Origin of the sequence: Bacteroides stercorirosoris (assembly GCF_900142015.1) — a bacterium.
Taxonomy (GTDB): Bacteria; Bacteroidota; Bacteroidia; order Bacteroidales; family Bacteroidaceae; genus Bacteroides; species Bacteroides stercorirosoris.
Genome location: NZ_FQZN01000001.1, coordinates 100,865 through 125,488, shown reverse-complemented (window position 1 = coordinate 125,488; position 24,624 = coordinate 100,865). Strand labels below are relative to the sequence as shown.

The following is a 24,624-nucleotide window of genomic DNA, read 5'->3' as shown; positions in this document are numbered from 1 at the left end:
GAATTATGTAATGAATAGCATTTTTATAGGGAAGACGGTTCAGGAATACTTACTTCCCAGTTAATCCCTAACGGATTCTCCCTCATCCTCCATACCAGCGGAAGTTTCGGATTGTCCAGTATCCACATCTCACCCCCTTCCATAGCATCTTTCACATGAATGAGCGGATAGCCTAAAGCCTGTTCATTTCTTTCCTGAACGGAGTATGTTGTCCGGTTGTAGACGAATGAATGCTGTTCTTTCAGTTGCTTGTAGGCCGAGTGGGAGAGGACGTAAACGGTTTCTTCCGGAGAGAGTTTCACGTGTTTACCGTCTTCGGGTTGCAGGAAGCTGAGACGCGTGCCCCAGCTGATGGACTCCGGACTCATGGCGTAGCTGCCCGACTGCCATTTCAGATTACGTTCTATTCCCCAATACAGGTAGAGGGAATCCTGCTTCTCGCGGAAGGACATCTCATACTTCCGCGTCTGCCCGTGCAGCTTGAATACAAACAGGAGCGTATCGGGAACGATGCTTTGTGCCAATAGGTTTCCTGTGAATCCCAGGCATAGCACGATGGATAGAATTATATACTTCTTCATTACTTCTTGTTTTCTTCGTTCGACAATAGTTGCTTACCCCATTCACCCGGTTTCTTTCCCATTTTCAATATCAGTTCACCACCGGCTATAATATCTTTGTGGCGTATGGCAGAGTAGGGATAATCTTTTCCATTCAGTGATATGGATTGTATGTATCTGTTTTTTTCCGAACCCCCCTGGGCGGACACCCGGAATGTCTTCCCGTTATCCAGCCTGAAAGTGGTTGCTTCCAGCAAAGGTGTGTTGATGAGGTAATAATCCTGTCCGGCATTCGGGTAAAGCCCGATCATGTGGAAAGCGAGCCAGGAGGACATTGCTCCCGAATCGTCGTTGCCGGGTAGTCCGACAGGTCCGTCATTGTAGTTTTTACCGATGATTTCACGGATACGGTCGCTGCTCCGGTGCGGTTTTCCTATCCAGTGATACAGGCAAGGAGAGAGGAAAGACGGTTCGTTGTTCACATTGAAAAAGCCCTGGTCGAAGAAGATGTCCAGGCGTTCTTCGAACTTCTCTGCGCCTCCGCACGCTTCTATCAGTCCCGGAACGTCGTGCGGAATGCTCAGTGAGTATTCCCAGGAAGAAGCCTCGTAGAAGAACATATCCCACCAGGGAGTGTACCACGGGCCTTCGAAGGTGACGGGGGTATAGGTGAAGGTCGGTTTCTGTATATTGGATTTACCAAAGGTGATTTCGTCCAGCCAGTTCCCTTTTTCATCACGGGGCAGGATGAAGCCTTTTGCTCCGGCATGTTCATAGTCTGCACGCCACAGGTTCTTCCAATTTCCAGATTGTTTCAGATAATGGCGGTACAGGTCTTCCTTGCCTAAACCTTTGGCTACGAGAGCGATGGCATAGTCGCAGTAGGAATACTCGACGGTACGGTTTCCGGCACGCGGGGTGCCGTAGGGGATATAGCCGAGTTGCAGATAAGAGGTTAGCCCGCCACGGCCTTCCGCTTCATGGCGGTCGCCGGGGTCAACGGTCGCATCTTTCAGCATGGCTTGCAGGCCGAGTTCGTAATCTATGCCTTCCAGACCTTTTACGAAAGCATCGGCAATTACTATTTCTGCGTTGGAACCGCCTTGTGTACGCCCGTTGCAATTACCGCTGCGGGCATCGGGCATGTAGCCGTCGCGCTTGTAGATGTTGATGAGCGAACGGACGATGTCAGTTTCGCGTTTCGGGTCTATCAGTGTGATCAGGGGGGAAGAGGTGCGGTAGGTGTCCCAGATGGCGTAGAAGTCATCATAATAAGGTTCATCATCTGCCCAAAGCGGATTCTCACCGCTACGGTCTACGGGCATAATCATGGTGTGGTAGAGGCCGGTGTAGAACATGCGTTTCTGTGCTTCGGGTGTGCGGGGAGATATTTCAATTCTGCGCAAGAGGTCTTCCCACTGGCTTAAGAGTTGCCGGTGCACAGTCTCGAATGACCAATGGGGAATATCGGAGTGTGCATTCCGGCGTGCTTTCTGGGAGCTGAGGAATGAAATGCCCACTTTCAGTTGTACTACATCGGCGGAAGAAGCGAAACGCAGTAAGGCTCCGGTTTTCTGGTGCGAGTCGTACTGTGATTTCTCATCTGTGATTTTATCCGCTTTCCAGGTAGCGGTATGCTCGAAAGGCTGGTCTGTTTCCGCATAGAAGTATACGGTATAGGCACGCCCGTTGTTCCAACCGCCACGGATACGGGTATAGCCAGTGACTTCATGGTCGGAGATGATTTGTACTTCGGAACCGACGAATTGTTGCGCTTCGCGTGCATCGGGTACGGGGTTTTCTCCCAGGAAGAATCCGGCATCAATAGCCAATGACTTCAGGGAGTCTGCGGGATAAGTGAAGCGGTAGAAGGAGGCACGGGATGCAGTGGTTATTTCGGTACGGATGCCGGAAGAGTGGAACCGGGTGGAGTAATATCCTAATTTGATGGTTTCGTCCTTGCGGTGGTCGATATGTTTTATTCGGTCCATACCATCGCCAAAAGGCATCACAAGGATGTTGCCGTACTTAGGTCCGCCGCCGGTTCCGCTGACGTGTATCTGGGAGAAACCGTCTACTTGTTCGGGCATGGGCAACCAGCCGCTGTTGGGGCGTGGGGTGCAATCGGGTGAGGGCTTCACCATTCCATAGGGGCAGGAAGGGCCGATGAAGACGCGCCCCAGTCCTTCGGAACCGATGCGTGGATCGACGTAATTGGTAAGTCCGGTGTCCTGTGCAAAGATGTTTGCAGCGAACAGTGACAGGACAGATAGTACGAGCAATTTGCTTTTCATTGGCTGTTGTTTTTTTAATGGTAAAAGCCGGGCACTGCAACCGACTGGTTTGGGTGTATCGGTTGCAATGCGGGGCTTTGGGGTTTAGAAACTCTAAAAGAAAACAATTACTTAGTACCCGTTATTTTGTTCCCAGTTGGTATTGACATTCAATACGTCACGGCTTAAGGGTAATAAGCGATTGGTCAAAGCATTGGCGTTTGGGTTCAGATGCTTGAAGCCCCATTCGCGTTCAAAATCGCCGAAACGAATTAAGTCATTACGACGCCAGTGTTCATCTAAGAACTCACGACCACGCTCATCCAAAATATCCTGCAGGGACGGTGCCGCAGAAATAGTGGGTGCGTTTACATATGAACGAATCTGATTGAACAGACTCTGAGGAGTATCTCCATTGGTGGCAGATGCGCCACGAACGATGGCTTCGCACTTCATCAGCAGGATGTCCGCGTAACGGAAGATAGGTATGTCGTTGCTCTGATTACGACTATGGGCATTCACTTCTTCTACGTTAGGGAAGAATTTGATGGATTTATATCCTTGTACCCATCCGTTTAAATCTTTACCAGTGTTAAGGTCTGCTCCATATTCTGCAATAATCGTGATTTTTTTGGTGAAGACGACAGGAGTGCCTTGGTAAGTGTTGCGTATATTTGTCTTTTCACCGGTTGTGGCATCATATTGATAAACATCGAATGTCTCTGTATTTGCGTCACCGGCAATCACGTCATTACGGCGGTCACCCGGCAGACAGAACAATTCTGCAAATTCCGGAGTTAGAGCCATGTTGCCGCCTACGGAAGAAGCCAATGGGACAGAGTAAAAACCGTTGTTCTTTTGTCCTTGACGCCAAGTGCGGAAACGAGCATACGTCATACCTGGCTGGGTAATGGCATCGAATGGCATTGCATAGATGAAATCTTTGATGTGGGGGCCATTATCGTACATGAACTTCCTCTTATAATCATCGCTCAAATCAAACAAACCGGATTTTATTACATCATCACACGCTGCAACACAATCATTCAGTTTCTCATTGGCAGCAGTGGATGACCAGCTGGCGCTGGTGACATCTTGCGTATAGACATTCCAGTTGATGTATAGTTTGGCAAGAAGAGCGTCTACCATCCAACGAGTAGGTGTGCCATAGGTAGAAGTGGAAACTTCTGTCGGACAGTTATTACGTACAGCCAATAACTCGGATTCAATCCAACGGGCTACGTCAGCACGTGGAGAACGTTCAACAACTCCGTCTGCTCCTAATAGATGGTAGTCGATAATGGGAGTATCACCCCAGTTATCCATTAACAGAAAAGTGTAGAAAGCGCGTGCTGCACGTACAGGAGCTGAAACAGATACATTATCATCACCTAAATCCATGAGGATCTGGTTACATTTAGTAATGCCTCCTTGAATATCGCTATATACATTTAACTGGTTTTTACATGCATCCTGGTCTACACTGTGAAGCGAGAAGTTAGCCATGTCACGGTCATTTAAGTAGTCTCCACCGAAACTGACTGCTGTATATTCATCAGAATTACATGAAATACCTTCATCGTAGCGGCGGCCAAGAGCATCACGGAATGCGAAATAGGCATTGCTGATTCTGGCTTCTATAGCAATCTCCGAATCGGCAGGATATTCTGTATAAACAGACTTGATATCCACATCCAAATCGGTGCAACTGACGGTTGCAAGTGCCAGTAGGGCACCGGAAAAAATATATCTTGTTTTCATATTTATATCTTCTTTTAAAGGGTTAGAAGTTAATGTTCACACCAAACATAAAAGTACGGGTACGGGGATAGGTTGTATTACGCCAATCAATACCAGGCTGCAAACCACCCAGGTTGATTTCAGGGTCAACTCCTTTATAACCGGTCAATGTAAATACGTTGTTGCAAGTTGCATAAACTTTTAAACTGTTCACCCAGTCACCTAACTTGCCAAAGTCGTATCCCAGTGAGAGTGAAGCCATACGGAAATAGGAACCATTCTCAATATAACGGTCGGATGGAGCTTGTGCACGGGTGTCGGTAGCCTTTTGCATAGTGGCTACTTCACTAAGAACATTTTTACCTGTATTGAGCAAGGTTACGTTGTTGTAGAAGGCACGTGTAGCATTAAATATCTTGTTTCCTGTAATGCCTTGGAAAAAGGCGGTCAACGACCAATTCTTATAATTGAAAGTATTGTTCCATCCGAAAGTAACCTTAGGTTGCGCTGAACCGGCTTTGCGGCGATCTCCGTCATTAGGTGCGTCAGTGGTACCTATCAGATTGCCGTTTTCGTCATAGTCATTGAAAATGGAACCGCCTTCCTCGTTATAACCTGCCCATTCCCAAACGTAGAACTGACCTACAGGACTGCCTGGCATCAGGCGTTGCACATTGGTGGTGGCATAACCTCCCAAATCGGGGTTACCGTAATCACGATAATCTACCGAGTAAGTATCGTTGGATAATGACTCTACATTATTCTTGTTATGCGAGATGTTCAAAGTAGTACTCCAAGTGAAATTTCTTGTTACTACAGGGGTAGCGTTGATTGTCAGTTCAATACCCTTATTACTGATTTCTCCGACATTAGCAATCATTGTGCCGTAGGGATAGCGGTTGGTAGAGACTGTATAATCATAAATCAAGTCTTTCGTGCGCTTGTCGTAGTATTCGATAGTACCGGTCAGTCGGTTGTTGAAGAATCCGAAGTCAATGCCGACATTAAACATACCTGTGCGTTCCCATTTCAGGTCTGGATTGGCATTTTTTGTGGCGGCCAGTGTACGGTAGCTGGAGGATGAACCTGTGATGGGATCCACATAAGTGAACCATCCCGATGCACCGTAAGTCTGTTGTGCGGTGTAGGCATCAAATCCCAACGAGTTACCGCTCACACCATAACCTATGCGGAACTTCAAGTCATCAAATATTTTTTGATTCTTCATGAAATCTTCTTCTGTGATGCGCCATGCCAGTGATACGGAAGGGAATGTACCCCAGCGGTTATTCTTACCGAATGCGGAAGAACCATCGCGGCGTATGGTGGCTTGGAACAGGTATTTGCTGTTATAGCTGTAGTTCACGCGGCCATAGAATGAAATCATACGCAGAGTAGAAAGTATGTGGTCGCTGTTGATGCCGTCGATATCCATATTGTTGGCTAATCCCATATTGTAATACTTCAGGTAATCGTCATAGAAGTTGTATGCGGTCAGACCGAATCCATCGTTATCATCATTCTGTTCCCAAGAATAACCGGCCATTAGACCTAATTTGTGTTTATCGGCAAAGACGTGATTGTAATTGATGTAGGTTTCCATCTGTTTCTTGATGTTTTCCTTTGTGCTCCGTGAAGCCTGTCCGTGGCGGGAAGATATGTTGGGTAATTGAGACTGTGTAGTATTATAATTGCTATAGATATACTGTTCGTTCTGATAAGAAAGATTCAGATTCCAGTCCAGCCCGTCAATGATGTGGAGGGTTGCTTTGGCAATACCCTGCAACATTTTCTCTTTCGTTTTATATTGGTCTTCATAGACCATTGACAATGGATTATAACTTTGTGAGATACTTGTGTTGGCGTACCAGGAACCATCTTCATTCTTTACGGGAACCAGTGGGTTATAGTAATACATGGCATCCAGCACACTGCGTCCCTGGTTTTCGGTGGATGCTGTCTGCTTGTTGGTAATACTTGCATTGACACTGAAAGATAGATCTAGGTGATCTTTCAACGTCTTGGTTTGTAAGAAAGAACGGGCTGTGATACGATCCATTGAGGTGCCCCTTACAACACCTTCCCGATCAATATAGTTGAGAGATGCACTATAGGTAGTCTTTTCATTGCCACCATTGATGGAAATATTATGATTGTGGCTGAAACCGGAACGCAACACTTCATCCTGCCAATTGGTGTCGGCCGGGTTGTTTACATCGTAGTAGGGGGAAAGGTCGACATTATTTGCATTGGCATATGACAACAGTTCACCGGCAGACATCATATCCAGAGTTTTCAAGGTGTTGTCTATGGCTACATAACCGCTGTAGTTTACATTGGTTTTGCCATTTTTAGTACCTTTCTTAGTGGTGACAATAATTACACCATTGGCAGCTTTTGAACCATAAATGGCCGTTGCACTGGCGTCACGGAGAACATCGATGCTTTCAATGTCTTCGGGAGCAATAAGTGAGAGACTGACTCCCGGAACACCGTCAATTACGTAGTATGGTTCCATGGCTGCACCCTCGCGTAAAGAAGATGTACCACGCAGAGAGATAGATGCCGAGCCATTAGGGTCACTGGTATTGGCAATGGTCAATCCCGGAACTTTTCCTTGTAGCAGTTGCGCCGGATTAGTATAGACGCCTACGTTCAAATCTTCTGCTTTCACCGTCGTAATAGAACTGGTGACATCTTTACGTGTCATGCTGCCATACCCCACAACTACCACTTCATCCAAAGTCTGGGAGTCTTCTTCCATTACCACATTAATAGTGCTTTGATTGATTGGCACTTCTTTTTTAGTAAAGCCGATGAAAGTAAAGATAAGAGTTTGCCCTCTTTTCGCTTCTATAGAGTATTTACCGTCAAGGTCGGTGATACACCCGTTGGTTGTACCTTTTTCTAATACATTGACGCCTGCCAGCGGTTCACCTGTCTTGTCTGTTACAGTACCCGTCACCTTGGTTTGGGCGAATGCTAAGGTACTACTTAGCAAGAACACTACAAAGAGCACGCTTTGTGTAAATGTTCTCTTTCTTTTTAATTGTACATTCAGCATAAAATAAAGTTTTAGTTATAAATAATCTCTTTTTCTCTATATTTATGAATATTATTTCGGCTGCAAAAGTAGGCTTAGCCTATTGCAAATATATTTCATGTATATTACAAGTTTATTGTAATATTTTGATATACAGAATGTTGGTAGGGTGATGATAAATAGAAATTTGCTTTATATTACAATCCTTAATCGGATGTAATGTAAAGAATAAGGGTAGAGTCTCCATGCCGTCCTTAATTATAGGTACCAGCTTAGGGAAAAAACGGAAAAATGTCTTTGCCTCCATAGTATTTTAGATTTTGATTACCGCAAAACTAAGCGAATGGAGTGTAAAACAGGGAGAAAATGATGCAAAATAGGGGGAAAATAGTGAACTATGCTCTTTTTCTGTGTTTATCCTGCCCAGTCTTCCCTATCCAGATTCCTGTAGCCGATGGCTTCTGCGAGATGCGAAGACTGTATGAACTCACTGTTTTCGAGGTCAGCAATGGTGCGTGCCACTTTCAGTATACGGTCGTAGGCGCGGGCAGAAAGATTGAGACGGTTCATTGCATTTTTCAGCAGTGCGAGACCTTTATCATCCGGGCGGGCATAAAGGGCGAGCAATTTACTGGTCATTTGTGCATTGCAGTAAATTCCGGGAAGATCTGCATACCTGTTTTCTTGGATTTGTCGCGCCTGTATCACGCGTTCGCGTATCACAGCGCTGGCCTCGCCCGGTCGTGCATCGGACATCTTCTCAAAAGGAACGGGCACAACCTCGATTTGCAGGTCGATGCGGTCGAGCAGGGGACCGGATATACGGTTCAGGTATTTCTGTACCTGCCCCGGACTGCATACGCAGGCTTTCGTAGGATGGTTGTAATATCCGCAGGGGCATGGATTCATAGAAGCTACCAACATAAAACTGGCAGGATATTCTACATTGCTTTTCACACGGGAGATCGTAATTTTTCGGTCCTCCAACGGTTGGCGGAGTACTTCCAATACACTTCGATTAAATTCCGGCAATTCGTCCAGAAACAGGATTCCATTATGGGCAAGACTGATTTCTCCCGGTTGCGGATAACTGCCTCCACCCGTCATGGCCACCGTTGAAATGGTATGGTGTGGATCGCGGAACGGACGTTTTGAGATAAGTCCTGCATTCTCTTGCAGCTTTCCCGCAACGGAATGTATCTTCGTGGTTTCAAGGCTTTCTCCTAAAGACAAGGGGGGAAGGATGGAAGGGAGACGTTTGGCAAGCATAGACTTTCCGCTGCCCGGGGCACCGATGAGAATAATATTGTGTCCGCCGGCCGAGGCAACTTCCAGTGCACGTTTCACGTTTTCCTGTCCCTTTACATCGGAGAAGTCCAGGTCAAAGCTGCTTTGCCGGGCATAAAACTCTTCGCGGGTGTTTACAATGGTAGGGATAAGTTCCTGTTTACCATTGAAGAACTCAATTACCTCCTTAATATTTTCAACTCCATATACCTTGATATTATTGACTACTGCCGCTTCACGGGCATTCTGACAGGGCACAATAATTCCCTCGAATCCTAACTCCCGGGCTTTGATAGCTATGGGAAGAGCGCCTTTAATGGGTTGCAGACTTCCGTCCAGACTCAACTCACCCATCATCAGATAGCGGTTTAATTTCTCCGATTGGATAACTTCTCCGGCAGCAAGCATACCGATGGCAAGAGGTAAATCATAAGCGGAACCTTCTTTCCGGATATCGGCAGGTGCCATGTTGATGACAATGTTACTGGTCGGTATCCGGTAACCGTTTACCTGCAATGCGGAGATGATACGCTGATGGCTCTCCTTGACAGCGGAGTCCGGCAGTCCGACAAGATAGAGCATGCAACCTCTCGAACTGTTTACTTCAATTGTGATGAGGGTTGCATCAATGCCTTGTACAGCCGCTCCGAAAACTTTGATTAGCACGTGTCTTATTTTAATTATTAATTATTGATGATTAGCGGGGACCTTATCGTTTGTTCTTTTTCTTTGCCGCTTCTTTCTTTTCTTTTTCTTCCTGTATTTCTTTCACTTTCTTTTCAATTGCCTTTTCGTTCAGGTCTTTTCCTTCTATCTTTCCGGTAGGGCTGAGAAGCAGGTTGGCAGGAAGCTTTTGTATGGCGAATTGCTTGACAACTTCTCCGTTCCAGCCGGCGAAGTCACAGGTTTGCTCCCATTTCAGTGTATCGGTTTTGATGGTTTCTTTCCACTTGTCTTTATCTAAATCAAGTGATACGCCAATCAGTGTGAAGTCTTTATTCTTCTGCTCCTTTTTATAAATGCGGCGGAACATAGCGTTCTGTTCCCGGCTGATGGTGTCCCACGAAGCCCAAAACTGTATTAACAGGTATTGGTCTTTCAGAGTGGAACGGGTTATTTCTTTGCCCTCCACATTGCGCAGGCGGAAGTAAGGTGCCGTTTTTCCGACGGCTACCTTTTCATCTTCATCGATCTGGCTTAACAGCGCCTGCATATACGGGCGGTCTTTCAACTCTCCGGTCATGCCGTCTGCCAACATTTTGATGCGTTCTATGTCCGGTTGCAAAGCCTGAACAAAGTATTTATCCAATAAGTAGATGCTGGCTAATGAAGAGGGATGATTCTTAATGAAATTCTCGGCTTTTTCTTCCAAAGCCTTTACGGATGGCGTGCCCAATCCCTTCAGTTCCTGATTGAAAGTGGTCAATTCCGTATTAGGCACATTGCCGTTTATCTGTAATGCGGATAATTCTGCGTTAGAGCCTTTTATCTGTATTTTATCTCCTTTATTCAGGTAAAGCGGATATTCCGTGCCGTCGCTGAATAGCAGGATAGTGGATACCAGTGTGTCCACAGTAAGTGTGGCGGAGAATTTATCCTTTTCAACTATCAGTGTGTCCATGCGGTCGTACATTCTGTCCGCACCATATAAATATAGAGTATCACTCCCCAATCCCTTGATTTCGCCGTTGAGGCTGACGGCATCAGTCTTCTTTCCGCCACAGGCAGACAGGCCGATTAATAAAAGATATAACAGGCAGGCTTTCTTCATTGTCCTAATACTTTTTTGCGAAAGTACGGCTTTTGCGGATAATAAAAAAGAAATGCCCGACATTTCTCAATGTCGGGCATCCCATAGTTGTCTTATAATTAAATCTTATTATTATGAAAACACTAATTAAATTAGTAAGAATTCTTACTGGATGATGCTCATGAAATCTGAATTAGTGAAGTACTTAGCAAATTCCAAGTCAGAAGCAGCTTTCTTAGCCAATGACGGATCTTTTGCTACAGCGCTCTTCAAACTGCTGGTTACCATAGAAGCATTGTTAGTTCTTGCACCCAATACAGCCATCAGATATTCAGTATAAGCGTCCGGTTTTTCTACACTTGCCAATGTGCTCTTAGCTTTGTTGTAGTCCTTAGCCAGGATTTGTGCCAAAGCTGCACTGTTGGTTTTTGTGCTGCCGAATGCGTTTACAGCCTTGTCATACTGACCTTGAGCAATGTACAGGTTACCCAGAGCTTCGTTCAGTTCTTTAGCACCGGAAGCTTTGCTCAGATAAGATTCAGCAGCTGCCTTGTCACCCTTGTTCAGAGCAATCAGACCCAAGTTCATGTTAACTTCAGCGGCGTTGTTCAGAGAAGCGGCTTTCTTGAAGTAGCTTTCAGCTTTGTCAAGGTTACCAGCCTGATAAGCCAATTTACCTAAGTTGTTGTATGCACGGTAGTCGTTCGGGTAAATCTGAGTAGCTTTCATATAGATAGCTTCTTGTTTAGCCGGGTCGTTAGTCAGCGTTGCAGCATACAGCAATTCTTCGATATTCAGCTGCTTAGCATCAGAGTTTGCCAGGTTAGTGATTTCTTCGTCAGACTTACCGATGATTTCGTAGTTCAAAGTCAAACGAGAACGACGCAATTGCGGCAATACTTCGTCAGCCAGTGTTTTGTAAACAGAAGAGATGTTTTTGATTTCCTGTTCTCTTTGTTCAGGATCAGAGTACATAGACAGAACGCGAAGAATCAGTTCCTTGTCCTGGATATTTGATTTAGATACCAGTTCCTGGAAACCTTCCCAGTCCTGAGCAGTGTATTTAGTATCGATAGCTGCGTCTACTTTTGCTTTCTTCAGGTTTTGGTTGATAACCTTTGCAGTGTTGTCCTGGCGGTTTTCAGCCAGTTTAGTGTTCAGGCTTACACCACCATCGGGAGATGCGTAGGCAGAAACTTCGATGTTGCTGATCTTCTTGTTTACGGCACCGTCTACGTTCTTTACTTCTTCGTTGAATTCCTTAGCGGTCTTCAATTCGCTGGCGCGAACGTTAGCTTGCTGGATCAAGAACATGATGTTAGCATCGTGTTTCTCTTTGATGATGCGTTGGAAAGCGTCGTCACCGTTAGCGGGGTTGGCGCTGCTCAACGTTTGCTCAACAAATTCAGAGGTGGAAATCACACCGTCAGCTACCTTCACAGCAGGAATAGTAACTGTTTTGCTACCGATAGTGGCTTTAAACTCCAGATACAGTTCAGATTTAGCCATCTCAGGAACATAGTCGAAAGAAGTCTTCATGGTGTAGTTGCCGCCCATCTTGTAAGAGATAGTCTGGTCGTTACCTTCTACTTTTTCTCCCTGGAATACTGCAGGCTGTCCTTTAGCTTCTCCACCGTTCCATTTCAGAACCGGAGTCACTTCTACTACAGCTTTCTTGTTGAAATACTTTTCGGGGAATTTTCCGTTGATTGTGGCCGGTACTTTGCCGCCTACGGCTTCAAGAACCTGTGGAGTAACGGTGAAGTAATCAGAGGATAACTCACCCATCTTGCTGCTACATGATGAAAGAGCAACAACCAGTGCCATTAACAAAGGCAGATACAATTTCTTAGTCATCTTAGGTATAAATTAATTGTTTGTAATTGAAATTAGTCTATTGGTTTCTCTCAGTGCCCATTACCACTAAGGTAATGGGCTCACAAAGATATTAAATCTCTTGTCAGATTATGAAATGGATGGCTAATTTTATTATAATTTAATGAAATCCTCGCTCTTTTCGGAACTTAATGTTCCGGGGATGGTGCTCAATGATTTCACTGCGCAACATCTTGCGGTCGATATGCGTATAAATTTCCGTGGTTACAATGGACTCATGACCCAGCATACATTGGATGGCACGGAGGTTGGCGCCACCTTCGAGCAGGTGCGTGGCGAAGGAATGACGGAAGGTATGGGGACTGATATTTTTGGTGATGCCGGCCTTTTCCGCCAACTCCTTAATCAGGTGGAAAACCATGATGCGGGAGATGCTGTTTCCCCATCGGGCAAGGAAGACATAATCTTCAAATCCTTTCTTTATTTTTCCGAGGTTGCGGTCTATCAGCCAGTTCTTGATTTCTTTGATGGCACGGGGGGAGATGGGGACCAGGCGTTGTTTGCTGCCCTTTCCTTCTACTTTGATAAAACCTTCGTCAAAGTAGAGCTCGGATAGTTTCAGACTGCACAGCTCCGATACGCGTAACCCGCAACTGTACAGGGTTTCCAGGATGGCCCGGTTGCGTTGCCCTTCTTTCTTGCTCAGGTCTACGGTGGAGATGATGGTATCTATCTCTTCTACGGTGAGCACTTCCGGTATTTTGAAACCTATTTTGGGACCTTCAAGCAATTCACTGGGGTCGTCTTCCCGATAATCCGCTATGACAAGGAAGTGGAGGAACGATTTTATCCCTGAAATGATGCGTGCCTGCGAACGGGGATGGATGCCGATGTCATGTAATCCGGCAGCAAAACGTTGCAGGTCGTCCAGGCTGACTTCGAGCATACTGATCTTCTCTGCGTCAAGAAAACGAAGCAGTTTGCCAAGGTCCGTCAGGTAAGCGTCGAGTGTATTGGCAGAAAGGGCTTTTTCCAGCTTCAGATATTGCCGGTACTTTCTGATTATCAGTGCTTCCTTCTCCTTATTTCTTGTTTTTTCGTCTAATTTCATTTCTTTTTTCTACCTTTGCACCGCAAAAACAGGTGGTATTCGTTTCGTGTCAGATACGAAGCTGATACTTCCGGGACAAAGGTATAAAAAATTGTGTTATGAGGATACAAATAATTAACGGCCCGAATATCAATCTACTGGGTAAGCGTGAACCTTCCATTTACGGCAGTGTTACTTTTGAGGATTACCTTGCCGAACTCCGCAAGAAGTATGCCGATGTGCAGATAGACTATTTTCAGTCAAACATTGAGGGAGAGCTGATAGACAAAATTCAGCAAACCGGTTTTGAGGTGGATGGAATCATTCTGAACGCAGGTGCTTACACCCATACCTCCATCGCTTTGCAGGATGCCATCCGTTCGGTTACTTCTCCGGTTATCGAGGTGCATATTTCCAACGTGCATGCCCGCGAGGCTTTCCGCCATGTGTCTATGATTGCCTGCGCCTGTAAAGGTGTGATTTGCGGTTTCGGACTAAATTCCTACCGCTTGGCGCTCGAAGCGTTGACTAATGATAAATGATAAATTATAAGTGATGAATGACTGTGCAGCATCATTGCGCTGACAATTCATTATTCAAAATTCATAATTAAATTGAGCTTATGTTATTGAAACAGACGAAAATCGTTGCAACTATTTCAGATAAACGTTGTGAGGTTGATTTTATAAAAGGCTTGTTTGAAGCCGGTATGAACGTGGTGCGTATGAACACGGCGCATCTTGGATATGATGGACTTGAGAAGTTGATTACTAATGTTCGTGCGGTGTCCAACCGCATCGCTATCCTGATGGATACCAAAGGTCCGGAAGTTCGCACCACTATCAGTGATGACCCCATATCTTATAAGATAGGAGACCGGGTGAAAGTGGTGGGCAATCCTGATCTTTCCACTACCCGCGAATGCATTTCTGTTTCTTATCCTAATTTTGTGCATGATGTATCGATTGGAGTTCATATACTTATCGACGATGGTGATCTGGAAATGATAGTTGTTGATAAGACTCCCGAATATCTGGTATGTGAGGTGCAGAATGAAGCTACGCTGGGAAGTCGTAAGAGCGTCAATGTACCCGGTGTACGTATCAACCTTCCTTCACTGACGGAGAAAGACCGCAATAACATTCTTTATGCTATCGAGAAAGACATCGATTTCATAGCTCATTCTTTTGTACGTAATAAACAGGATGTTCTGGATATACAGGAAATTCTGGATGCCCACAACAGTGACATCCGCATCATTGCCAAGATTGAAAATCAGGAAGGTGTGGATAACATCGATGAAATTCTGGAAGTGGCCGACGGTGTGATGGTGGCTCGTGGTGACTTGGGCATTGAAGTGCCGCAGGAACGTATCCCCGGTATCCAGCGTTTGCTTATCCGCAAGTGCATTCTGGCTAAGAAACCGGTAATCGTAGCTACCCAGATGCTCCATACAATGATTACAAATCCGCGTCCTACCCGTGCAGAAGTAACGGATATCGCCAATGCAATCTATTATCGTACGGATGCTTTGATGTTGAGCGGTGAAACGGCTTACGGTAAATATCCGTTGGATGCCGTGAAAACGATGACGAAAGTTGCCGCACAGGCAGAAAAAGATAAACTGGCTGATAATGACATCCGCATTCCGCTGGATGAAAACAGTAATGATGTGACCGCCTTCCTGGCAAAACAAGCTGTAAAAGCTACTTCAAAATTGAAGATACGCGCCATCATTACCGACAGTTACAGCGGACGCACTGCACGCAACCTTGCCGCTTTCCGTGGTAAATATCCGGTGCTCGCCATTTGTTATAAGGAAAAAACAATGCGCCACCTGGCTCTTTCTTATGGTGTGGAAGCTATCTACATGCCAGAGCTTGCCAACGGACAGGAATACTACTTCGCTGCTTTGCGCCGTCTGTTGAAAGAAGGTCGTTTGTCTGAAACCGATATGGTAGGCTATCTGAGTAGTGGTAAAGCCGGAACGCACACTTCATTCCTCGAAATAAACGTCGTAGGAGATGCTTTGAAGTATTCCGAAGAAAGTGTATTGCCGAATAAAAACAGATACCTTTAATCAATTAGCAATTGATAATTGAAAATTGACAATTAGGCTGCGCGGTTATGTTGCAAAGTAATTGTCAATTTCCAATTTTCAATTTTCAATTCTTATGACCATAGACGAATATATTTTGCGGCATATTGATGATGAGGGTGAATATCTGAAAGCCCTTTATCGGGATACGCATATTAAGTTGCTGTATCCGCGCATGGCGTCGGGACATTTGCAAGGGCGTATGCTGAAGATGTTCGTTAAAATGATACGTCCCCGTCGTATTTTGGAGATAGGCACTTACAGCGGTTATTCCGCTCTTTGCATGGCCGAGGGACTGGCGGAAGACGGGATGCTGTATACATTCGAAATCAATGATGAACAGGAAGACTTCACCCGTCCCTGGTTGGAGAATTCCGCTTATGCAGACAAAATTAAATTCTATATAGGTGATGCACTGGAGATGATTCCGCAACTTGACGTCACTTTTGATCTTGCCTTTGTTGACGGTGATAAGCGTAAGTATATAGAATATTATGAGATGGTATTGCCACGTCTCTCTGATGGTGGTTATATCATTGCTGATAATACTTTGTGGGACGGCCATGTCCTCGAAGAACAACCGCATCGCACTGATTTGCAGACCATAGGCATTAAGGCCTTTAATGATCTTATTGCACAAGATTCACGGGTGGAAAAGGTGATTCTTCCTTTGCGTGACGGGCTGACGATTATTCGTAAAAAATAACCTCTAACCCAGAGGGTAAGTAATCGTAACCACTTTTTCTTCCTCCGAAACCTGATAACTTCCTTTAAACGCTTCCAGATAAAGCCTGTTGATATCGTGCAGGATTCGTTGCTCCTGTTCGTCTTCCCATACCTGGTAGAGAGGACTTCCCTTTACTGTGATTCTAAGACATTGCCCTTCTCTGGTCAGGCTATATTCCACCTGGCAGATTTCTCCGTCATATAATCTTGGAACAGTCAGCAGGGATGAAAGTAGCTTCATGAACCATCTGCTATCTGCCTGTATGGTCAGTGTTTCCAATTCTGTATGAAAGTGCGGGTTCACCATCGTAGTCTGCATATTCACCATCATCTTCACCTCCCGGCAAAGCTCTATGGCATCGTATTCCTGCACGTTAAACCGCATCATTCCAGCTTCAAGGCGTGACAAATCGAGTATGTTGTTTATCAGAGCCAATAACTTTTCTGAATTATTCTTTATGGCAACCGAATATTCCTGTATTTCTTCCTCGGAAAGGTCATTCTCGGCAGACAACAGTTCGGAGAAGCCTACGACAGTGTTCAATGGTATGCGGATTTCGTAGGTGATGTTTTGCAGGAAATATTCTTTCATTTTATCCGCTGCCTCTATCGTTTCTAATGCTTGCCGGGTTTCTTCTTCCGAACGGCGTAATTGCCGGTGAATGCGGAGGGCGCGTATGATGGCAAGAAGCATCAGGATAAGTATGATGGCGGATGCTCCGACGTATATCCAACGGTATTGCTTGGTCATCAGTTCCTTGTCTAATAATGCTTTCTGGATTTTGTAGTTAGCCTGGTATACTTCTTCATGTCGCTGCAACATGTCTTGGTTGAGAGAATCTCCTTTTAAGACTGCTGTTTTATAAATACCGGCTGCTTCCTCATATTGTCCGGCTTCCAACATAGCCTCTGCTTTCATTTTGAGAATACTGTTCTCATGAAAAGGTTCTGCTCCGCGGCAAGCAGATATGGCCAGATTAAACTCGTGGAAACATTTGTTCCAGTCTTTTATGAGTTTGTAGTACACTCCCCATAATGCATGATAATCAATATAGTAACTAAAAAAACTTTCTTTATCATAAAACTTTTCGGCCTTTGTCAGGTGCAACTTTAGGTTGTTTTTGTCTTCGGTTTTTGCATAAACTCTGCCAAAAGATATCTCAGTTTCCAGGAAAATGCTTTTTAATGTGTTTATAGATTGTGGGTCTTCTTTCAGCATTTTATTCAGTACCTCTTGTTGCTGTTCCAATTCACTGAGAGCCTCTGTATACTTCTTCTGCTCCAAGTATATTCCCCCTAAGTTCTGATGTATCAACAAAAGAGAATAATTGTTAGCATTTGGATTTACTACCAAGGCTTGTTTATAGTTTGCTACCGCTTCATCATATTGCTCTGCGAAGTCTTGTGCTTGTGCCAGAGCAATAAGCGAAACGAATGTTCCGCTTTTATACTTGATTCGGTTGGCCTCTTTCTGCATTTCTTTAGCTTGCATGATGGCGTATTCCGTATCTCCTTGGGCACATCTGATTTGGAGTATGGCTAACCAGATTGTATAATAGAGTGAATAATTTTTATACTGATAGGCGGCTTCTTTCAATTTCAGGAAATGCCGTTCCATTTTGGGAGTCTCGCCCCGGTATTCATAGTGACGGCAGTAGTCAAAGAGGGTGTATAATTCCTCTTCATGCATTCCTTTTCGTTTGGAAAGTGCAAGAGCTGAATCCAGATATTCTAAAGCTGTCTCTTGGCCTATATATTGCTGGAATGCTTCTCTCAATATCTTAGAACGGAGAGTATCATTTGTTTCAGAGTTAATGCTTTGGAAGATACTGTCACGAAATTGTTTGCTTACCGAAGCCGGTGATTCTGCCTTTATCTGGAAAAGTATTCCCACTACAAACAAAAGGATAAATGTTGTTTTTTTCATGCTTTGCCCTCCTGCTTTAACGGGTGAGTGAAAACGAAACGTGAGCCATCGGTGTATTGCGGGTCTATCCAGATGTTTCCACCAAGGCGACTGATGATGAGATGGCAGATAGCCAGTCCCAGCCCGGTTCCCTGAGATTGCTCGTTTACTCTTTCGAAACGTTCGAATATTCTGCTCTGCTTTTCCAGCGGGATGCCGCAGCCGGTATCGGTGATGGAGAATTGTGCCATGCCTTCTTCGGTTTGTTCCAGTTGCAGGGTGATGCTTCCTTCTTTTGTAAATTTGGTAGCGTTGACTAATATATTGATTAACACTTGGTGTAACCGAAGTGTGTCAGTCTCGATTTCTAAACAGGGAAGTTCTGTTTTGAAGAATATTTCAGCCTGTGTCTGCTTGATGCCTTCCAGGGTTTGAATGATGCCTTCGCACAGGTCTACCGCATCACATTGTTTGAGGTTGAATTTCATATTTGTAATGTCAAGGCAGGAGATATCTACCACGTCGTTCACCAAATTCAACAACAGGCGTGAGTTCAGCTGGATGATGTCGTTACATTGTTTTCGGGTTTCCTCATCAATGCCCGGAGTGGTCAGCACATCGGAAAAGCCTGACAAGGCATTTAGCGGAGTCCGTATTTCGTGGCTCATATTTGATATGAACAGGCTCTTGTTGCGTATTGAATTTTCCACAGCTTTCTCCGCTTTTTGTAGCTTTCGCTTCGAGAGCATCAACTTCTTTGCCTGTCTTTTCAGATAGAGGAAACAGATGCCGGCAACAATGATAAGGCAAGGTAATATGATAAGGGCTAATAATAACAAATGATTCTGCTGTTGGTTGTTAGCCAATTGCAATTCGTCAATGGAGTATGTCTCCCGTAAATCCTTTACTTTGTGGGAGTTGATTTCCTTGTAATCAGTATCAATATTCTCTCCTAATTCTTTATATAGATTGGCGGCTTTTTCATATTGTTGCTCTTTCATATGCTGATTTGCAACTTTCCATAGGCTATCTTGTTTACTGTCTTGGTTAGCGTAACTGCTAAGAAGCAAGGAAAACAGAAATAGTAGTGTGAAGACAGGTCTTTTCATGTTTTTTTTGATTAGTGTCGTTGCAAAGGTAATTTTATTATGAATTGATTGGTCCGATAATCGTGCTAAAAAAAGTATAAATTATCAGCTAACCGAGATATTTCAGTAACTTTGTCTCTAAATTAAAGAAATAGTATAGTAATGGAAACTACCAGACAGAACAAAATATGTCGTTTACTTCAAAAGGAGTTGAGCGAAATCTTCTTATTGCAGACTAAATCCATGCCGGGCATATTGGTGTCAGTCAGTGCAGTGCGCATCAGTCCCGACCTGAGTGTGGCGCGTGCTTATCTCAGCATTTTCCCCTCGGAAAAAGCGGAAGAGATGATTAAGAATATCAATGAAAACATGAAGTCTATTCGTTATGAGTTGGGTACCCGTGTGCGCCATCAGCTCCGCATCATTCCCGAACTGAAGTTCTTCGTGGATGATTCGCTGGATTATCTTGAAAAAATAGATGAGTTGCTGAAGTGAACCTTCCCTTCTACATAGCCCGCCGCTACCTCTTCTCCAAGAAGAAGCACAATGCTATCAATATTATTTCCGGCATTTCGGTGTGCGGGGTAGCATTGGCTACGCTGGCGTTGGTGTGTACTCTTTCCGTATTCAATGGCTTTCAGGATATGGTGGCGGGTTTCTTTACGGCTTTCGACCCCGAGCTGAAGATTACCGTTCGTGAGGGGAAAGTCTTTGAACCGGGCACGGCGGCCATTCGTGAAGTACGTGCTTTGCCCGAAATTGACGTTTGGACAGAGACGCTGGAAGAGAACGCCATGGTGCAGTATAAAGACCGTCAGGCTATGGCTGTAATCAAAGGCGTGGAAGACAACTTCGAGCAGTTGACTTCCATTGACAGTCTGCTGTATGGTGCGGGTGAGTTTATTCTGCACGACTCCATTGTAGATTATGGCGTTCTGGGCGTGGAACTGATATCCGAACTGGGTACGGGGCTTCAGTTTGTCGATCCGCTGCAAGTCTATGCGCCTAAACGGAATGTGCGGGTGAATATGGCCAATCCTTCCGCCTCTTTCAATCGGGATTATCTATTCTCTCCCGGTGTGGTGTTTGTAGTGAACCAGCAGAAGTATGATGCGCGCTATATCCTTACTTCCCTCGATTTTGCCCGCCGCCTTTTCAATTATGATACGGAAGTGTCGGCCATTGAGCTGAAGTTGAAGCCGGATGCTGATGCGTCGGCAGTTCAGAGAAAGATTTCCCGTATGTTGGGAGATGATTATGTGGTGCTGAACCGTTACGAGCAGCAGGCTGATGTGTTCCGCATCATGGAGATAGAGAAGTTCATATCCTATCTTTTCCTTACGTTTATTCTTGCCATTGCTTGTTTCAATGTCATCGGTTCCCTTTCCATGCTGATACTTGATAAGCGCGAAGATGTGGAGACCTTGCGCAATCTTGGTGCGGACGACCGCCTGATAGCCCGTATCTTTTTGTTTGAAGGGCGGCTCATTTCTCTGTTCGGTGCGCTTGCGGGTATTATTCTCGGTCTGTTGCTTTGTTTCTTCCAGCAGCGTTTCGGCATCATCTCCTTAGGTGGCGGCAGCGGTAGTTTTATTGTCGATGCTTACCCTGTGAGTGTTCACGTGACGGATGTGATACTGATATTTATTACGGTAATCGCTGTCGGCTTCCTTTCTGTGTGGTATCCGGTGCACTATCTTACGCGGCGGTTGCTGAAGAAGTGAGGGCTTCTATACTTCATTTTTCTTTGCTTGTCGACTAATTCATAATCGGAACGGAAAGGAATGAAACTTGTAGCCCGTAACCGTTTTTTTTCTTCTTCCAACCACTAACCCTTTTCTTAGGCATTCTTAGACTGCTTTCTGCCCAAACTTAATACCTTTGTATGCGAATGGCTATTCTTTCCACCATGGAGATTTTTTTTTCCTCCATGGTGGAAAGAAAGTTTCTCCATGAAGGAAAGAAAAAATCCCCATGGTGGAAAGAGTAAGCGTTTACTATGTTTTTCATTAGCCGTCGCAGGAAGAACAGATAAAAGTAGCGGTGCGGCAACTTAGCAGCATTTTCTCCGTAAACTCTGTCTTATTCTGTGGTGAATCACATTCGTAACTGTTCCGAAAAGAAACCTGTTTGGATTATTGAGCGATACCCTGGTTCACTATAAAAGATAAAGGTAGTAAGTTGCCGGAACCTTAATATATCTGATATGAGAAAAGGAATAACCCTGAAGAGAAAATAGGCAGCGAGTTTTTTATAATGCTGCTTTTACCATATCATTTCATCCGTCAGTTTCTGAAGTTCATCGGAAAATTCATCTTTCCATTGCCGGGTATGGATGATAATCTGTACATTTACAGCAGATTCTTAATAAGTAAGAGACGAATGGTAAAGTACCTGTTAGTAGAAGACGAGCGTTTCGCTTACGAAGAGATGAAGCGAATGATGGAGAAGTTGCGCCCTGATTACCGGTTGGAGGCATGGGCGTCCACTGTAGAACAGACTGTGCAGTTTTTGAAGCATCATCCGGTGGACCTGATGTTGCTGGATATTCGTCTGACGGATGGAAGCAGCTTTGACATCTTTGAGCAGATTCATGTTGCCACACCCGTCATCTTCACTACCGCTTATGATGAGCATGCTATCCGGGCGTTTAAGGTGAACAGTGTGGATTATCTGTTGAAACCTGTAGAGGAAACCGATTTGCAGGCAGCGCTGAGTAAGTTTGAGCAACTCCGGATGACAACTCCTGCCGTGCCGGATTATAAGCAGTTGGAAAGTTCCCTGATGAGCAATTACAAGAAGAATCGTTTCCTCATTCAGAAGGGTGATTCCTATCATTACGTGGAGACTCCGGATATAGCTTTCTTTTATAGTGAGGATAAAGTGGTTTTCCTGCATACCTTCTCCGATAAACGTTATATCGTGGATTATACGTTGGAGCAGGTGGAGCAACTATTGGATGAGCGGACTTTCTTCCGTGTAGCCCGGAACTGTATTGCGAATATCAATTCTATCCGGAAAATATCCAAGTACTTCAACAGTCGCTTGAAGCTGAGCCTGCAACCTGAGTGCCCACATGAGATATTGATTAGCCGTGTGCGTGTTCCCGATTTTCTGAAATGGGTGGATGGTGTACTTTAAATACTGCCGGCAATGAAGAATAAGTGGTATATCCTTCTTTTTGTACTGTTGATTGCTGTTTCATTGTTTGCATTTCAGTACGTGGCGGAGCTTCTTTCTGATGCTCCCCGGAGCTTAAATTTGGGAACTCAATACCTGCTTAATCTGCCAGCCTGTATTCTGGTAGGGGTTGTGGACTTCTTTATCATCTTTGTTGTGCATAAGCGGTTGGGCTGTGTCAGCAACACGATGAGGATATTTGTCGATTTGCTATTGACATCTGTGTGGGTGAGTATATTCGGTGTGGCGGCAAATTATGGCCTGTCCATAATTTTAAATGAACCTTGGCCTGAAGATTATGCCATACTGAAAATGTCTCTGCCCGTGGTACTTTGGAATTGTATGATTGTTCTTCTGATTGAGATATTCTTTTATCAGCAGAGCCAGATGGAAGCTGAGAAGAAATTGGCACTCGTTGAGAAAGAAAAGATTCAATATCAGTATGAGACGTTGAAGGCGCAGATAAATCCGCATTTTCTGTTCAACAGTCTGAATGTACTTTCCTCGCTGGCATATAGTGATGCAGAGAAGACGAACCAGTTTGCTAAGAAGCTGTCGGGCGTTTATCGCTACCTGTTGTTGACGAATAATCGTCCGATGGTTACTCTGAAGGAGGAACTGGATTTTCTGGAACGCTATATCTTTCTGGAGAAAATACGTTTTGAGGATTCCCTGTTCATTGAAGTCGGAGAAAGTGATTTATATGGAAACCGAAAGATTATCCCCGTCAGCCTGCAACTGCTGGTGGAAAATGCGATAAAGCATAATATAGCGACTTTGAAAAGCCCTTTGATTGTCCGGATTGACATGGCGGATGATGGCATTGTGATTTCCAATAATCTGCAACTACGGACGTCGGTGGACAGGGGTGGTGTGGGATTGGGAAACCTGCAAAAGCAATATGCTCTTTATAATAAGGAGATTGTCATCACCGAAAGCAGTGCGGAGTTTACGGTGAAAATCCCTTTCCTCGAATAACTCCTTCCGGCTTATCTTTTGATTTCTGAATTTCAGCAGGCGGTTGGTGAAGTTGGTCGGAAAACGCTTACGCTGAACGTCCTGAACGTGTTTCTTTGCAATAAATATATAATCTAATTTATTAGCAATGAGACGGTTCTCTTATCTTACATTTCTGTTGCTTTCGTTAGCGGCAGTGGGCAGCTATGCACAGGGAGTGATTAAAACGGAGTATATGCCTTCATCCTCTTTCAAGGATGAGGCGGGTGATAAGCTGGGTTCCGGCGACTTGTTTAAAGTCAGCGGAGCTTATACCTTGCCTTTTTCGTTGAAACAGAATGCTTCGGGGCAACCCATCATGTGGTCGGCATCGGTGAGCGGCACTTATGCAATGCTTCATAATAAGGATATGGTGTTGGATATACATCCTGATGAAGTGCTGAATGCCAATCTTAGTTTGACACACGTGCGCCCTATTTCAAAAAAGTGGTATATGATTGCGAGTATGGGCGGTGGTGTTTATTCTGCGCCGGATGCGATTACGTGGGAGAGTGTGTTGGTGAATGGCGCGGTTATTTTTGTGTATAAGTGCAGGAAGAATCTGGATTTAGGTATTGGAGCGGGAGTGACGAACTCATTCGGTGTGCCGATTGCAATGCCGATGTTCTTCCTTAATTGGCAGCTCTCTGGTAATTATGAAGTGAATGTAAACCTCTCTTCGGGCATGGAGATATCGGGAGCAGTGCGGTTGGGCAAACGATTTAAGCTGAGGCTGGTGGCTATGGAGATGGATGGAATATCTTCGGTGATGGATGTGGACGGAAAGTCGATGATGTATGCTTCCGCTATGATACGGTCGTATTTGTGTCCGGAATATAAGATAGGGAAGAAGTCTTATCTTTATTTAGGGATAGGAGGCAATTGGCTCAGGTCTGCCGATCTGACTAAACGCACGTTGAAAGGCTTTGCCAATAGTATGTTCAAGGATAAAGAAGAAACTAATTTTTACCCGACTGTTTATTTGTCAGCTGGATTGAAGTGGGGGTTTTAGTCCAATTTGACTTATACTAAAAACGGTTGTCACTTTTAG

At 44.8% G+C, this 24,624-nt stretch carries 18 protein-coding genes; 8 read left to right on the top strand and 10 right to left on the bottom strand.

What is annotated here, in order from left to right:
* Positions 1-23: 23 nt before the first annotated feature.
* The 8 genes from BUC01_RS00385 to xerD form a co-directional block, all read right to left on the bottom strand.
* On the bottom strand, positions 24-581 hold the full coding sequence (locus BUC01_RS00385) for a hypothetical protein (protein WP_025831045.1): 558 nt from the start codon (positions 579-581) through the stop codon (positions 24-26).
* Positions 581-2,854: a GH92 family glycosyl hydrolase gene (locus BUC01_RS00380; protein ID WP_025831044.1), complete on the bottom strand. Its 2,274-nt coding sequence runs from the start codon at positions 2,852-2,854 to the stop codon at positions 581-583. The genes BUC01_RS00385 and BUC01_RS00380 overlap by 1 nt, the downstream gene beginning before the upstream one ends.
* A 111-nt stretch (positions 2,855-2,965) precedes the next feature.
* A complete protein-coding gene (locus BUC01_RS00375; RefSeq protein WP_025831043.1) occupies positions 2,966-4,594 on the bottom strand; it encodes a RagB/SusD family nutrient uptake outer membrane protein in 1,629 nt (542 codons plus the stop codon).
* A gap of 22 nt (positions 4,595-4,616) precedes the next feature.
* Positions 4,617-7,637, bottom strand: a complete 3,021-nt coding sequence (locus BUC01_RS00370) for a SusC/RagA family TonB-linked outer membrane protein (RefSeq protein WP_025831042.1) — start codon at positions 7,635-7,637, stop codon at positions 4,617-4,619.
* A 393-nt stretch (positions 7,638-8,030) separates the two neighbouring features.
* The gene (locus BUC01_RS00365) at positions 8,031-9,569 is read right to left on the bottom strand and encodes a YifB family Mg chelatase-like AAA ATPase (RefSeq protein ID WP_073312377.1); all 1,539 of its coding nucleotides are present in this window, start codon (positions 9,567-9,569) and stop codon (positions 8,031-8,033) included.
* Between the two features lie 43 nt (positions 9,570-9,612).
* Positions 9,613-10,674 carry a TlpA disulfide reductase family protein gene (locus BUC01_RS00360; protein ID WP_073312375.1) on the bottom strand — a complete coding sequence of 354 codons (1,062 nt, stop codon included), beginning with the start codon at positions 10,672-10,674 and terminating at the stop codon, positions 9,613-9,615.
* A gap of 144 nt (positions 10,675-10,818) precedes the next feature.
* Positions 10,819-12,510, bottom strand: a complete 1,692-nt coding sequence (locus BUC01_RS00355; RefSeq protein ID WP_025831041.1) for a tetratricopeptide repeat protein — start codon at positions 12,508-12,510, stop codon at positions 10,819-10,821.
* Positions 12,511-12,649: 139 nt separating this feature from the next.
* Positions 12,650-13,600, bottom strand: a complete 951-nt coding sequence (xerD, locus tag BUC01_RS00350; protein WP_025831040.1) for a site-specific tyrosine recombinase XerD — start codon at positions 13,598-13,600, stop codon at positions 12,650-12,652.
* A 98-nt stretch (positions 13,601-13,698) separates the two neighbouring features.
* Between xerD and aroQ the strand changes: the two genes are divergently transcribed.
* The 3 genes from aroQ (at position 13,699) to BUC01_RS00335 (ending at position 16,383) form a co-directional block, all read left to right on the top strand.
* Positions 13,699-14,121: a type II 3-dehydroquinate dehydratase gene (aroQ, locus tag BUC01_RS00345; protein ID WP_025831039.1), complete on the top strand. Its 423-nt coding sequence runs from the start codon at positions 13,699-13,701 to the stop codon at positions 14,119-14,121.
* Positions 14,122-14,201: 80 nt separating this feature from the next.
* Positions 14,202-15,659, top strand: a complete 1,458-nt coding sequence (gene pyk / locus BUC01_RS00340; protein ID WP_025831038.1) for a pyruvate kinase — start codon at positions 14,202-14,204, stop codon at positions 15,657-15,659.
* 94 nt (positions 15,660-15,753) lie between these two features.
* Positions 15,754-16,383 carry an O-methyltransferase gene (locus BUC01_RS00335; RefSeq protein ID WP_025831037.1) on the top strand — a complete coding sequence of 210 codons (630 nt, stop codon included), beginning with the start codon at positions 15,754-15,756 and terminating at the stop codon, positions 16,381-16,383.
* Between the two features lie 3 nt (positions 16,384-16,386).
* On the opposite strand, the gene BUC01_RS00330 is transcribed toward BUC01_RS00335, so the two are convergent.
* Positions 16,387-18,330, bottom strand: a complete 1,944-nt coding sequence (locus BUC01_RS00330; RefSeq protein ID WP_025831036.1) for a tetratricopeptide repeat-containing sensor histidine kinase — start codon at positions 18,328-18,330, stop codon at positions 16,387-16,389.
* The gene (locus BUC01_RS00325) at positions 18,327-19,418 is read right to left on the bottom strand and encodes a sensor histidine kinase (protein WP_073312373.1); all 1,092 of its coding nucleotides are present in this window, start codon (positions 19,416-19,418) and stop codon (positions 18,327-18,329) included. Before BUC01_RS00325 ends, BUC01_RS00330 begins: the two co-directional genes overlap by 4 nt.
* A 141-nt stretch (positions 19,419-19,559) precedes the next feature.
* On the opposite strand from BUC01_RS00325, the gene rbfA reads away from it, so the two are divergent.
* The 5 genes from rbfA (at position 19,560) to BUC01_RS00300 (ending at position 24,585) form a co-directional block, all read left to right on the top strand.
* Entirely contained in the window at positions 19,560-19,892 is a 333-nt protein-coding gene (gene rbfA, locus BUC01_RS00320) for a 30S ribosome-binding factor RbfA (protein WP_009130318.1), read from the top strand.
* Complete coding sequence (locus tag BUC01_RS00315; RefSeq protein WP_025831035.1) at positions 19,889-21,121, top strand: FtsX-like permease family protein; 1,233 nt, start codon at positions 19,889-19,891, stop codon at positions 21,119-21,121. The genes rbfA and BUC01_RS00315 overlap by 4 nt, the downstream gene beginning before the upstream one ends.
* A 658-nt stretch (positions 21,122-21,779) precedes the next feature.
* Positions 21,780-22,538 (top strand): LytR/AlgR family response regulator transcription factor, encoded by a 759-nt coding sequence (locus tag BUC01_RS00310; protein ID WP_025831034.1) that lies wholly within the window; start codon positions 21,780-21,782, stop codon positions 22,536-22,538.
* Positions 22,539-22,550: 12 nt separating this feature from the next.
* A complete protein-coding gene (locus tag BUC01_RS00305) occupies positions 22,551-23,555 on the top strand; it encodes a sensor histidine kinase (RefSeq protein ID WP_073312371.1) in 1,005 nt (334 codons plus the stop codon).
* A 127-nt stretch (positions 23,556-23,682) separates the two neighbouring features.
* Complete coding sequence (locus BUC01_RS00300) at positions 23,683-24,585, top strand: DUF6268 family outer membrane beta-barrel protein (protein ID WP_025831033.1); 903 nt, start codon at positions 23,683-23,685, stop codon at positions 24,583-24,585.
* The last annotated feature ends 39 nt before the right edge of the window (positions 24,586-24,624 follow it).